The 12,704-nt window shown below is 63.3% G+C and carries 12 protein-coding genes and 1 pseudogene; 2 read left to right on the top strand and 11 right to left on the bottom strand.

Annotation, left to right across the window (positions count from 1 at the left end):
• Window positions 1–49: 49 nt before the first annotated feature.
• The 10 genes and pseudogenes from FPZ47_RS09355 to FPZ47_RS29345 all read right to left on the bottom strand — a co-directional run.
• Window positions 50–991 (bottom strand): ESX secretion-associated protein EspG, encoded by a 942-nt coding sequence (locus tag FPZ47_RS09355; protein ID WP_007172155.1) that lies wholly within the window; start codon window positions 989–991, stop codon window positions 50–52.
• The gene (locus FPZ47_RS09350; RefSeq protein WP_232060647.1) at window positions 988–1,254 is read right to left on the bottom strand and encodes a hypothetical protein; all 267 of its coding nucleotides are present in this window, start codon (window positions 1,252–1,254) and stop codon (window positions 988–990) included. The genes FPZ47_RS09355 and FPZ47_RS09350 overlap by 4 nt, the downstream gene beginning before the upstream one ends.
• 75 nt (window positions 1,255–1,329) lie before the next feature.
• Window positions 1,330–1,632, bottom strand: a complete 303-nt coding sequence (locus FPZ47_RS09345) for a WXG100 family type VII secretion target (RefSeq protein ID WP_007172153.1) — start codon at window positions 1,630–1,632, stop codon at window positions 1,330–1,332.
• Window positions 1,633–1,710: 78 nt separating this feature from the next.
• Window positions 1,711–3,192 (bottom strand): PPE family protein, encoded by a 1,482-nt coding sequence (locus tag FPZ47_RS09340; protein ID WP_007172152.1) that lies wholly within the window; start codon window positions 3,190–3,192, stop codon window positions 1,711–1,713.
• 15 nt (window positions 3,193–3,207) lie between these two features.
• A complete protein-coding gene (locus tag FPZ47_RS09335) occupies window positions 3,208–3,504 on the bottom strand; it encodes a PE domain-containing protein (protein ID WP_040624290.1) in 297 nt (98 codons plus the stop codon).
• Window positions 3,505–3,740: 236 nt separating this feature from the next.
• Window positions 3,741–4,157, bottom strand: coding sequence for a helix-turn-helix domain-containing protein (locus tag FPZ47_RS09330; protein ID WP_007172150.1), 417 nt, complete (start codon window positions 4,155–4,157; stop codon window positions 3,741–3,743).
• Window positions 4,154–7,252 carry a type VII secretion protein EccCb gene (eccCb, locus tag FPZ47_RS09325; RefSeq protein ID WP_007172149.1) on the bottom strand — a complete coding sequence of 1,033 codons (3,099 nt, stop codon included), beginning with the start codon at window positions 7,250–7,252 and terminating at the stop codon, window positions 4,154–4,156. The genes FPZ47_RS09330 and eccCb overlap by 4 nt, the downstream gene beginning before the upstream one ends.
• On the bottom strand, window positions 7,242–8,297 hold the full coding sequence (locus FPZ47_RS09320) for a hypothetical protein (protein ID WP_007172148.1): 1,056 nt from the start codon (window positions 8,295–8,297) through the stop codon (window positions 7,242–7,244). The genes eccCb and FPZ47_RS09320 overlap by 11 nt, the downstream gene beginning before the upstream one ends.
• Before the next feature lie 73 nt (window positions 8,298–8,370).
• Window positions 8,371–9,861, bottom strand: a complete 1,491-nt coding sequence (gene eccB / locus FPZ47_RS09315; RefSeq protein ID WP_007172147.1) for a type VII secretion protein EccB — start codon at window positions 9,859–9,861, stop codon at window positions 8,371–8,373.
• A gap of 177 nt (window positions 9,862–10,038) precedes the next feature.
• A pseudogene (locus tag FPZ47_RS29345) lies at window positions 10,039–10,211 on the bottom strand (type II toxin-antitoxin system prevent-host-death family antitoxin); the annotation flags it as partial.
• A 135-nt stretch (window positions 10,212–10,346) separates the two neighbouring features.
• Here FPZ47_RS29345 and FPZ47_RS09305 point away from each other — a divergent pair.
• Both FPZ47_RS09305 and FPZ47_RS09300 read left to right on the top strand, forming a co-directional pair.
• Window positions 10,347–10,574 (top strand): ribbon-helix-helix protein, CopG family, encoded by a 228-nt coding sequence (locus FPZ47_RS09305; protein WP_042910679.1) that lies wholly within the window; start codon window positions 10,347–10,349, stop codon window positions 10,572–10,574.
• Entirely contained in the window at window positions 10,571–10,876 is a 306-nt protein-coding gene (locus tag FPZ47_RS09300) for a hypothetical protein (RefSeq protein WP_007172144.1), read from the top strand. The genes FPZ47_RS09305 and FPZ47_RS09300 overlap by 4 nt, the downstream gene beginning before the upstream one ends.
• Window positions 10,877–11,247: 371 nt before the next feature.
• Here FPZ47_RS09300 and FPZ47_RS29340 read toward each other — a convergent pair whose 3' ends face one another.
• Entirely contained in the window at window positions 11,248–12,183 is a 936-nt protein-coding gene (locus FPZ47_RS29340; protein ID WP_109413176.1) for a hypothetical protein, read from the bottom strand.
• Window positions 12,184–12,704 lie beyond the last annotated feature (521 nt).

Genomic DNA, 12,704 nt, shown 5'->3' with positions numbered 1-12,704 from the left:
CGGTTTTCATCCGTCTACAACGGACACCATATTCGCCTGTATCGAAATTTTATGTCCGCTGATGAGTCGCCCAGCCGCGTCCCGAGGGCAAAGTTTCGAGCAGCTCGACCACAGCCGTGTGGATTGCGTGATCGGCGCCGGGCAGCAGTGTGGTCCATTGCCTGCCGTCAGGACCAACGCTGTTGCTGACAACGACGCGGCCGATCAAGGTGTCAGCCACGGTCACCGCCATCGGCGCCCGCGCCGGGCCACTGATAGAGAATTCGGCCGCGCCGATAACCGCGCGGGTGGTGCCCCGGTCGGCGACCGCTTCGACTAGCCGCGCCTGGGGAACTGAAAGTCCAACCTCTACGAGGCCCGCGATGATGTCGATGGCGGGGTTGGCCTGCCAGGCCGACAGAACTGTATTGAGTACCGCTGCTTCGCTATTGATGCCGTGGAATTGGGCCGGGTCGGCCGGCCCTATCGTGTCGACGACGACGTGCGCGATCTCGGTCCCACCCAGCGGGGTGACCACAACCTCATCGCTGGTGTCTTGGCCCGGGCGCCAGAGCCGCGCGGCGGCCACCCACGCGTTATCGCGCCGGCACAATGTCACAACTCGCTGGGGAGGCCGCTGGGCGTACCACCGTGCCAGCGCCTCGGCGGCCTCAATCGCGTCCTCCGGGGCGGTGAAGACCGCTGGTGGGCCTTCAAGCCGCTCCGGTCGGATCTCGGGGCGGGTAATCGTCACGTCAATCTCGACGTCGGGACGCCCCAAGGCCCGCACCCAAGAGGCCACGCTGGGGTCAACCTCGCCGCCCTGACAAATCCCCGCGTTTTCGAGCACCTCCATCCCGGGGTGAGCCGCGATGGTGGCCTGCACCGCCCCAATGGGCCGGATCTTGAGGGCAGGTGGCAATTGAGCCACACCGCAAAGCGCGGCTGTCAACCACAAACCTTCCGACGTGGTCGACAGCCGCGCTGCAACCGCGGTTCCGGTCTCGGTCACAAGCCCCGGAAACCAGCCTGGACCGCGTGGTCGGTGCCCAGCGCATTCGTCGACGCGTGCCCCTGGGCCTGTCCATGGCGCTCGATCGTGGTGAACACCGCCTGGAACGCCTGATCGATCTCGTGCATGGCGACCTGGGCAGCGTCAGAACCATGCTGCGTCCAGACTGTGGCGACCTGGTTGATTGTTCCCATGGCCCGGGTACGCAGATCGTTCATGTGAGCGACCAGCTGCGCCTGGGCCGACACGTGATCGGCGATCATGGCGTGGTCGTAACGCATTGAATCCATAACCATTCTCCTCTGAAAGTCGTTCGATGTCTGAAAGATTGGCCGCGGTCAGGTCGACTGGATGGAGCCCAGCGCCGCGCGGTTCTGCGCGTTCGTTTCTTGGTACTGGTGCGCCGAGCGCTTCATTATGTCGATGACGCTCTGAAACCGCTGGCTGACCTGTTGGCCGGTCCGGTTGATGTCCTCGGTGGTGGCCATGGAGGCCAGCGCCGCATCACCACTAAACCCAGTACCGGTGAGGTTCTGGTTCATGGTGACATAACGGCCCAACGCCGACAGCACCTCTTGTTGAATGTTCGACAATTGACTTGCGCCCGAAAGCATCTGGGCGACATCGGCGTTCAACGCCATGATGGTGTATCTCCTTCACTAGCAAGTGGTTACCGCTGGTTCGATCAGTTCAGCAATGACCCGGGCCCCTGCCGGGAGTTATCCTCCCTGCCCGACGTGGACCACGCCCTCAGACGTGAGCACCGGCGCCGCATGCGCGGAGGCCGGTAGCGTGATCGTCTTATCCTGCTCGCTGACATCGGCATATTCACTGCCGCGTCCGGAGCGCCCCGTTGCCGCCATGGGTCCATACATTCCGGGCGCCATGGCTCCTCTGCCCGCTGCCGCGCCGCTTCGCAGTCCCGCAGCCGGTTGCTCGTCTGTTTCAGCGCCATCAGCCACGTCGGCCCACCAGCCGCCCGGCACGCCCACAGGCCCACCTAGCCCGCCAGCAGACGGTTTCGTCAACGCCGCGGCAACCGCTGACGCGCCCCCGGCGAAGCCGCCGTTGGCGCCACTTAGTCCCGACCACGGTGCACTGGCTGCGCTGAATCCCGGTGCTCCCCCGGCTGGGGGCCCACCCAATCCACCGGACATTCCACCGGTCAGCGCCGACAACGGGCCCATCAGGCCGCTTAGTTGGCCACTGGCACTCGACGGGAGCTGCCCCAGTGACTCCAGTGGTGAACTGAGCGAACTCATCATTTCGGTTGGCGCCTGGGTGAGTTGGCCGAGCAACGACTGTCCAGACTCTTCCAGGGGCGGCTGACCGCCTTGACCCGCCTGCAACGGTGGAGCTTTTCCCTGCGGCGCGTTACTCGTGACGCCCTGGCCGGTGCCCGTCGTTGCGGGCACGCCCTGCCCCGCGGTCGTGCCGGTGGTCGCTGGCTGCGGTGCCGGGGTTTGCCCACCAGTGGGCGACCCTGCGGCCTGCACGCCTGCTCCCGTGCCGTTGAACACGCCGCTCGAGATCCCAGTGGCCACGCCTGTGCTGATCCCACTGCCAGCCGACACCACTCCCCCACCGGCGCTAATGCCCGACCCTAAGGCCTGCACGCCAGCACCAACCCCGTCGCCGACCAACCCTGCCAAGCCGGCCGTCGCCCCCAGCGGATTGCTCATATCAGGCAACGTCGGCAAGGGAACGGTCAGCGCGCTCACGACAGGGGCCATAGCGCCCAAGTAGCCGACCATGGCCCCGGCGTTCTGCGACCAATACTCCCCATATTCAGCATTCGCCTCGGCGATCGCTGGGGTGTTGATCCCCATGAAATTTGTTGATTCCAAAGTGGCCTCGCGGACCCGGTTGGCCACCACCACTTCATGAGGAATGGTCGCGGACACGGCCGCGCTGTACGCAGTCAACCCAGTTTGGATGGTGGCCGCCGCAGTCTCTGCATGCAGCCCGGCGGTCTGCTGCCAGGCCGCCATCGGCGTGGCACTATCGAGCATCCCCATTCCGCCAGAGCCCTGGAAAACCGGCGCGGTCGCGATCGCGGTCACCGACTGCTGCATCCCTTGCTCGAAGTGCGTGGCCGCAGCAGCCGTGTAGGCGGTGATCTGTGGGACGTGCGCCGTTGGACCCGCGCCCATCCTGGTCAACCGAAATGCGTTGATCTCTGGTGGGATACCCCAGTACATCAGTGCACCGCCGCGCTACAGCGACAGCAGCGCCTTGCCGACCGCATCCATAGCGGTGTAGGTGGCCGCCGACGTAGCCACGGTGGCTGCGAACGCCTCCCGCTGAGCCACACCTAGAGCACCTGCCGCCAAGAACTGCGCGCCGTGCGCGGCGATAGCTTGAGCGAACATTGCCGACACTTCCTCGCCGCCCATCGGCAGCACAGCGCCCATCGCTGGTGCCCCAGCGGCAAGAGTGGCCGCCGTGGTCGCCCCGCCTGCGCCCTCTGATGCTGCCTGCGCCGCCAGCGCCGGCGCCTCAATGAACATCATTGCAATCCCACCCCTGTCCACATATCCCATTCGCCCCACGAGCAATAAAGCCGCCGTTTGATGCGACGATAACCGCCCCCAGGGACACCGGCAACCAAACCTCCGACATTCCACACAAGGCAACACCCCCTGTTTCCCGACACCCTCTACGGCGCCGCTCACCTGGCGAAATACCGCCACGCATCACCGAGCGACAAAGGCCCATGCCGACGCATGAATCGGTCCAGATCGACCGCTTAATCAGCTACTGAACCGCCCAGCACGAACTGCGCAGCCGCACGCGCACGCTCCTCGATGGTTTTCAGCCGCAGAATCGACTGCTCGGCAGCACCGGCGGCCGACCGCGCCTCCTCGGCAATCTCGGTGAGCCGCGCTGCGACGAGCTGGGCCGAGCGAGTCACCGGCGCGCGTGGACCCGGTAGGGGTTGGCCGGCCAACAAGGCCGCACACGTCCCGGCCTCCCAGCCCAGCGCCGAGCCGATCCTATCCAGCGTGGCCGCACGAGACGGGACCATGCCATGGTTGATCAGCCGCGAGATCGTAGGCCGCGCCACGCGCGCCAGGCGTGCCAGATCATGTTTGGACAACCCCTGTTCTAAGCGGGCTTGTTCCACCGCGTGGACGAGCAGCCACGCGGGGTCATCCTCGCTCAATGGGCGCTCGCCGGGAACGCGATCTGCACCGGCGCCACCATCCGGTCAGTGACGTACAGGCCACGACCGGGGTCAGCTGGCACGGCTTTCGTTTTGCCGACGATCGGCCCTTCATCAGGGTCGCCGTCCATTACCACGACAGGTGCTTTGGCCTTGAGCAACTCCCCGATTATCGGATTGGTCAGCGTGCGGCCCCACTGAGCGATCCGCCGCGACACGACCAGGTGCAGGCCGACCTCTTTACCCCGCGCAATAAACCGCGCCAGCGGGCCCAACGGGTATCCGGTTCCTGCCACGAACCCACCAGTGTCCCAACTAGCAAGGGTCTCTTCACGATCGATGAAGACAAAGATCTCTGGCCCGCTCCAACGCCGCGTCCCCGCAGCCAACTCCGCCTGGCTTAGGTCTGTCATCGGCATACGTTCAGTCAGGATCGCCCCCAGGCTGTCACCCAAGGCACGCACCTGGTCCTCCCGGAAAACGTAGGCGCCCAAATGTTCACCTTCGACCACGCGCAGCAACTCATTATGAGGGTCCACCACATAGATCTGGGCCTGCTCGGGCCCGTACACCCGCATCACAGCTTGGGCCACCGTGGCCAACCCGCTCGACAATCCACATTCAGGCCGACCGGTAAGCAGCAGATGCGGGGTCGCAGCGAAGTTCGCGACCGCCGGCTCCAAACCGATTTCTGAAATCCCGAACGGCACGACACCACTCCAGTCGACCCCACCCGGCCCATGCTCACGCTGCTCCCATTGCGCGAAGACCTCGTCGATACCGACGATTTTGGGCAGCATCCGTACCCGCGCGGCCGCACTGTCAGGTCCAGCGAGCCGCTGAATTGGCTCAACGGCTGCTGCCACGTCGGCGCGCCGCCCTTGCACGGTTATCTCCGGTAACCCGGCCTGAAAATGGTACCCCTCCATCGTCGTGCCGCGGCCCCTGATCTTGACCACGTTGACCTGCTCGACCTCACCGCCAGTGTCGTCCTCTTCGTCGAGGAACATCTTCTGCTCCCCGAAGGGAACGTCGCGCGCGACCTTCACATTGTTGACCGTCATGTCATCGTTGTCACCGAGCTTGAGCTCCACGTTGCTGGTGAAATTCTTGGTCATTCCTGACGGGAATTTGTTGGCCACCCAGCCACTGGTCGACACAATGGCGTGCACCCCAACATCGGGTCCTTTAGCCAAGATTCGTTCCACGTCAGAAACCAACAGCTCCCAGTTCTTCACAAACGTTGGCCAGCCATCGATCACCAAAAACACATCGCCGAACGAGTCTTGAGGCACCTCACCTGGCACGCCGCCAAATTTGCGTTCACGCAGCTTGGTTAGCGTCAGACCTAGCTTGGTGAACGCCTGCTCGCGCTGATCGATCAGCGCCAGCATCTCGGCGATGATTCGTTTGACCTGCTCGGGGTCCACCTCGCGTGCGAAACCACCGACGTGCGGCAAACCAGCTACCAGGTTGAGGTCCGGCCCGCTGAGTGCGATGACGTAGAACTGAAGCCGCCGAGGATGATACAACAAAGCGGCACCCGAGATCATCGTCGCGATGGCCACCGTCTTACCCGATTGCCCCATACCAATGACCGCGCAGTTACCTTCGGCCAGATTGGGCGCATAGACAAGCTGGCGGTGGTCGCGCGGCCTGTCTTCGATCCCGACCGGAAACATCAGCCTCGAGAGCTCGCTTTGGGCCGAGCCATAGTCGACATCCCACGGTTGGCCCCGCAACCGCCGCACCAGCTCATCAGCAGGGACCGGCTGCAGCGGCGGCAGCCACATCGCTTGCAGTGGAGGAAGATTCAGCCGATTCAAGCAATCCACCGTTGCCTGCACCTGTTTGACGGTGCGGCCATCGGCGCCAATGATGGCGCGTGGTTCCGGGATTTTGGTCTGCTCGCCCTCGCCGTCGCGGGCCATCTGCAGAGCAGGCATACCGACCGCCTGGAACTCTTGTGGCTCAAGGTAACCGGCTTCCTGCCTGGCCGCAGCAGCTGCTGCCCGTTGGGGCGGTACATAGCTCTTGAGCACGAACGCCGTCTGAAACCTCGTCAGGTTCTTGTTGGCACCTACCTTCAAAAGCCCAGCCCCAGCAGGTTTTTTGGGCAGATGATTGGCCTCATCGCTACCCAACACCTCGTGGGAATCGGTGTCGCCGACAGTTCGCAGCGCCACCCGCACCGGGATGTTACTCATGATGCCGCCCTGCATCTGGTGGCCCAGCCGCTGCGACCCCATCACGAGGCGAAGCCCCTGCGAGCGGCCCTGGCGGCCGACCTCGTCCATGACCGCTTTGGCTCCGTCATGTTCAGCGAACATCTGCGTGAACTCATCGACAATCAGCAGCAGGTGCGGCATCGGCCGCAACTTCTCCTTCTTGTGAATGCGCAAATACTCATATTCAGCGATGTCACTGACCCCAGCCCGGTCAAGCCAAGACTTGCGGCGCTCCATCTCGCCGTAGAGGACATCTTCCATCCTCACAATCCACAGGCGATCGTTACGCAAGTTGCTCATCGCCGCGACGCAGTGCGGGAATCCCGCCACCAAATGCGCCAACGCACTACCCTTAAAGTCAAACACCGCGACCTTCAACGAGTCTGGCGAATGCGTCAAACACGCCGACGTAATCAACGCCGTCAAAAACACCGATTTACCACTCCCAGTCGTGCCGACGACGACGACGTGATGGCCCATCCCCTCGAACTCGTGAGTCTCCTTCAAGTCGAGGGCCACGGGCTGTCCATTGCGTGGATCAATACCGATCGGGAACCGCATCCACTCCCGACCCCACTGCAATTCGCCCTCGTCGTCTTGCAGCGGCGGACCCAGCCGCGTCGCCGCCCAGGCCTCCTCCACATCGATATCGCCCGGATCAGCGTGGCCGAGAATCTCATACAGATCCACGACCTTCGATGCGGCGGCAGTCGAACTTTGCGTTACCCGCGAATCTGCATGGTATCTAGCCATTTTGCGCGCAAACGCGACCGCGGACGCCGTGTCCAGCGTATCGGGGAGCGCGAAAAACCCCTCCTCGTCATATGCCCCGTCGCGCTTGACATGCAATGTGAACTCAGTTGTCATCCGCCGCGCCCTCCTTGACCACTACACGCACAAAGGTCACGCCCGCGACCCCCCCAACGCCCCTGCGATTCAACGTGTCCCATTCACTATCCACACGGAGCTGGTCGTTGATCACAAGCCAATGCGGACGTACCCCGTCCGCGGCGCCAGGGTCCCCGTAATTCTTTCGAGCGCCATGCAATTCGTGACCAACCGCCGCATCCATCGCCGTCGGCGACGTCCACACCATTCGCAACGGCCCGCCACTATCAAAGAGCTTGTCGTGTTGGCAATGCGGCAACCACTTGACCCAATCCCATCGTGCTGGTTCGTCGGTGACGACCATGACTTTCAAGTCCTGCGGTGAATGGAAGCAGGCCGCCTGACAAATCATCGCCCGCACCACACCGTGGACTGTGTCCGGACCATCCTCACCCACCAACGTCATCAGCGGAATCACCTTGAGCGACAGCGGTTTAGCGATCCCACTAATCTTGGACTGCTCCAACAAAAACTTGCGCAGCGCGTCATAGCAGACTGGCTCATAATCGGCCGACTCCCCCAACCGAGGCTTAGCCAGCTTCTTCGCCAAATCCGAAGTACCGGTTCCGAAACGGACAAAACCAAAGTGCATCGCCAAGTCCTCAGCAGAACCCGATCGCTCCCACATCCGCGGCGACCCGACCAACCCACGCAGCATCGCCGGTTCGGGATGCAAGAACTGGTAATTGGCGAACTGACGCTCGGCGTCACTTTGAATCACATCACGTGTCTGGTCGAGCTCGTCCATGTAGGCACGGCGCTCTTCTTCCAACGCCTGCGGAGACAACGCCTTATCACCGCCACCAAAACGGCCCTGCATAAACACCCCGGCGAACGACACAATCATCATCACCGGCACAAACAACGAAAACAAACTCATCGGCCCCGAGCGCAGCCCCGGTTGAGTCAAGATCATGGCCATCATGCCCAAAAACGCCGCGCCCATGACTGCAGGCAAAATGATCTGCGCCTTCGTCATCGGCAACCGGCGCGGCGCGATCGGAGAATCGCGTACCGACTGCATGCCGCCATCAACTTTGGGCGCCCTCAGCCGCCGAGACGGGCTGAAACGAATCGTCGACAACCTTCTCCCCCTCCTATCCGCCGGCCCGTACGTTGGTCTTCGTCGGCAACACAGCCACCGCGTCCGACGGGCTATGCACCGTCAACGCGGCCGCCCGCGACAACTCCGGTCCCGCAGGCCACACCTGCAGCATCGACCACGGCGCCGGACGAACCTGAGATAACACCAGCCCCAACGCCTGCACGCTATTGTCGTCAAACGGCACACCATAGCGCGACCCGGTGGAGCTAGTCAGCCACATCGTCTCGCGCGCAGGCGAATCCAATGCCTGACCAGTAGTGCTAACAAACGTCGATGCACCATCACCGACCAAGACCTGATTCGCTTGCACCCCGCCATTGCCGGCACCCACCAACGGCACCATCTTCGCCCGCTGATCCGCGCGGATGGGCAACCCCCGACCCGAAATCACCGCGAGCCGCGCCTGACGCTCGCTCACACTCCACTGCCACGCCACACACGAAACCGGCCGACTGCCCGCATCAACCAGGCGCACAGGCGACCGCGGATAATAATCCACATCAAGAACATGACGCAGCGGAATATGCGCCAAATGATCCGGCGATATCTGCGGCGGCGTGGCTAAACCAAACGAATCATGCTGGCGCAGCATCGAAGCCACCACAGGCGAGACCTCTTGAACCCCATCTGCCAGCACCACATAAAAGCGGTCCGACTGTGCAGCCACATCCCGGCTCGCCACCACCGCACCGACAACAACCCCCGCCCCCAAATCCACCTGACCGGGCCCACCGGCGCCAGGCACCGCGGGAACAGCCAGCGGTCCCCCCGCCGGCAACGCGTCAAAAAGGGCCCGCGACATCCCCGTCGCCTGCGCCCCGGGCGCAATCCCCAGGGGCCCGGCGACCGCGGACTGAGACAGATCAATCGGCATCCGAACACCATTAGTCACCAGGTGTACCTGCGGCCCATAAGACAACAACAAGGCCTCGCTGCCGGCGAGCTCTCCCGCCGCCTCCCCGAGCAACAACTGCCCATTGATGCCCGTCACCAACGGCGAACCACCAACCGTCGTCGGCGCCGTGTCGCACACAGCCCAGCGCGAAACCTGCGGAGACACCACCGCCGGTGTCTCCACCGGAGCGCCCTGGATCCCCACCGTCGGCCCTTTGGGCCACTTCGCAATCTCCCCCGATGCCACAAACGTCGGCCGATCCGGCGACCCAGCAATCAGCTGCGCCGACACCAGATTCAACGCCGGATACAGTCGCTTGTCGACCACCACAAACAACGCCCCCGACGAACGATCAGCAACGATCTTCGACGAGTCGTCGATCACCCCCGCCGGGCGAAACCACCCGTACACGAACGCCCCCACCACGAGCACCACACCCAACACCGCCGACAACATCAACAGCGTGCGGTGCCAGCGAACCGGATTGATCTCCATGCTCACCGAACGGCGCAGCAACGCAAACGACAAGCGTCGCCGAACAAAGAAATGACCCGAAACCTGCGTCTTAGACGCCAACTTCAACGGCACACCGGCACCGTACCGCCCCCCGCTACACCCCCGCTACCAGCACGTCCAAATTGAATGAAAACCCAGAACACCGCAGTGGCGCCAGATCGCTACAGGTACCGGGCTTTCAGGACCTTGACCGCCAGCGATCGGAGTCCGCCCCAAAAGCGAAGTCGCCCTACCCATCAGGATCGCAGCTCACTCCTGGCCGCCGACCATCTCCTCGAGTTCGGCCATCGACTTAGTAAGGCTCGCCAGCCCGGGACGACGGCCCTATCCCGTGCGACGGCCGCCATGAGGCGGCGCGCATTCTCACGCGAACCTAGCAGGTACACCGTTTCGCGCCCCGAATCGTCGTCATCGGCGTACATGGGCCCGTCCGTAACCGTGACTGGCAAGCTGAATCTGTGGTAGGTCGTCCTCGCACCATTTAACGCAACCTGCGTCGGCGCCACCAGCCGGAGTACCCTCACGACAACTGTCCTGCTCAGAGTAGGATAAATGGTATGGCGAAAGCCAAAGTGTCCGTAATGATTGAAGAGGCCGTGCTGGCGGCGGCCGATGCGGACGCCCAGGCGGCCGGGCTGAATCGTTCAGAGATGATCGAACGAGCCCTGCACAACGAGCATCTCCGAATCTCGCTCGAGAACTACACAACACACACTGTGCCAACGCTCGACATCGACGCCTACGCGGAGAAGATCTATCAGGCGAACCGGGCCGCTGGCCTGTGATCACACCCGGAGACATCACGCCAGGCCGCGACACCAACCAGGAACTGTACGTTGTCGTACTATCTAACACGATTCACCTCGCAGCCGCCACCGGCCAGGTGATCATCTGCCCCTTCATTCCCGGTGAAATCCCCAGCAGCACAATGGCTATGATCGTCACAGTGCTGCAACCCAAAGGGGTTGTCTTACCGGAGCTCATCCAGTGGCTTCCTGTCGCGGCCCTCGACCAACCCATCGGCAATATCGGCGGCATCGCGCTCGCTGACACGACCACGACCGCCGTCACCGCGCTCATTTCCTGACCCTCAACGTACTATCCCCGATCGCAACTTGCCCCCAATCCGATAAGAATGTCCCCGAGATTGCGTGAGAACAGACACCAATTTCTCGGGCAACCCTGCGCGCGTGGCCGCGGCGGTGGATGGATGGGTGCTTCCAGCGAATACCGCTTATTTCGTCACTGTGACGACTCGGCGTCTCTCCTCCAACGATCCGGCCATCACCTCGATCGCCAAATCGAGGCCCAGCTACCACGTACTTATAAGGCGTGCTCCTATAACGGTTTTCGCCAGCGCTCGGCGGTCAATCCTGATCACTGCATCCCACGTCGCACGCCGCGGCACCTCACGCTACGCCGCAGCCGAGCTCGGATTCGACCACGCGCCATAACAATTCAAATTTGGTGCCAAAATCTCCATGGGTAGGCCGTCGCCGCAGCGTAGACCATATCCGCTACGTCGACCGGTCGCCGCTCCCAACCCTGCAGCAACTCCATCGTGCGTGCGGTGACCCACTGCGCCTGATAACGCTCGCGATCTCCTGTGGAGGCCTCCGGCCGAGGCCGGTTCGCGCTGAGGTTCACGTAGTACACGGTTGAGGCGATCCGGTACTGGTTCCATACCTCCTCCGAGATGTGGTCGCCGGTGCCCAGCACATCCCACATCTGCCGCAGATCGAGCGTCATCTCCCCCGACATCTTCACAGCTTCGATCATCTGCACAGCCAGCGGCACAACGACCTGATTTTCAACCATGCGCGTCTCAGGTTCAGTGGAGGTCGTCTGCTGAACCCGGGCATACACCTCCGGGTGCAACGCTTCGAGACGATGCATATGCATATCGTCGAGAATCGGGCGGATGTAAGCACCGTCATCGAATTCGCGTTGACAAACCGCGTATTCGACCCCTGGCACCCGACCGTAGGGGCTGTCCGCGGTTACTGCCATGGCAACCAGATGCGTTCCGCCGCGGCCGCGCAGCCGTGCATATTCGGCTAGCACCTCGGCAGGATCGGATGACCCGAACCAGCCTTCCCGAAATTGGTTGTCTACCAACTTATCTGCCGTCAACAGACGGGCAGTACGTGGCAAGAACACTCCCCGCGGAATGTAACCAAAGCCTTCGTTGGACATCACCACGCACTCGGTGGCCCCGCCAGCCTCGCGGCGAAATACGCCCACGGCCCACTCAATGCACGCGTAATTAACAATGTCGCTGTCACGACGGAGCTTGCGCGCCAACACTTTTGCGGTTGCCAGTTCGGCTGACTCCGGTCGTCCACGGTTGCGGGCGCCAGCTCCGGCGCTGACAACACTTGCCGGCACAACCACCGCCCCACCCGATCCGACCGTCGATCCAGCTGCCGGCCCGGTTGTCGGCGCGGAGCCACCCGGTGTGGCCGTGTTGCCAGCAGGGGCGACGGGGGCTGCAGCACTTGCGCCACCCGCAGCTACGGGGGCCGCGGGAGCGCCCATACCCGGGGGCGGAAGCATCATCGCCGCCGGTGCAGCACTCGTCGGCCCGCCAGACGTGGCAAGCCCCGGCGCTGCGGGGCTGACTGCCGGAGGGGTCGCACCTGCTCCTGTCAACCCGGCCGAAGGAACGCCCGCACCCGAAGTCAGCCCTGCCGCTGGAGTTGCGGCTGCTTGCCCTGCGGCCGGCGTTCCAGTGCCGGTCGCAGGCGGCAGCGACCCCAACGCCGATCCGGCTGAAAGTCCTTGGGAGAACGCCGGTCCCAACTGTGCCGGTGCCCCGGCTGCTGGTGCGGCATTAGCGGGCAGGTTCCCCAGCCCGGCAGCCTGAGTACCGGGCAGCTGCCCCATACCGCCGGGCAGCCCGCCCAAGCCCCCAC

Origin of the sequence: Mycobacterium helveticum (genome assembly GCF_007714205.1) — a bacterium.
Lineage (GTDB): Bacteria > Actinomycetota > Actinomycetes > Mycobacteriales > Mycobacteriaceae > Mycobacterium > Mycobacterium helveticum.
The sequence above is the reverse complement of the archived record's forward strand: the minus strand, read 5'-3'. Positions and strand labels throughout refer to the sequence as shown.

Coding starts and splice junctions, on each gene's coding strand:
- FPZ47_RS09350 (WP_232060647.1), bottom strand. CDS start 1,254: ATGATCGCCGATCACGTGTCGGCCCAGGCGCAGCTGGTCGCTCACATG.
- FPZ47_RS09345 (WP_007172153.1), bottom strand. CDS start 1,632: ATGGCGTTGAACGCCGATGTCGCCCAGATGCTTTCGGGCGCAAGTCAA.
- FPZ47_RS09340 (WP_007172152.1), bottom strand. CDS start 3,192: ATGTACTGGGGTATCCCACCAGAGATCAACGCATTTCGGTTGACCAGG.
- FPZ47_RS09335 (WP_040624290.1), bottom strand. CDS start 3,504: ATGATGTTCATTGAGGCGCCGGCGCTGGCGGCGCAGGCAGCATCAGAG.
- eccCb (WP_007172149.1), bottom strand. CDS start 7,252: ATGACAACTGAGTTCACATTGCATGTCAAGCGCGACGGGGCATATGAC.
- FPZ47_RS09320 (WP_007172148.1), bottom strand. CDS start 8,297: ATGCAGTCGGTACGCGATTCTCCGATCGCGCCGCGCCGGTTGCCGATG.
- FPZ47_RS09305 (WP_042910679.1), top strand. CDS start 10,347: ATGGCGAAAGCCAAAGTGTCCGTAATGATTGAAGAGGCCGTGCTGGCG.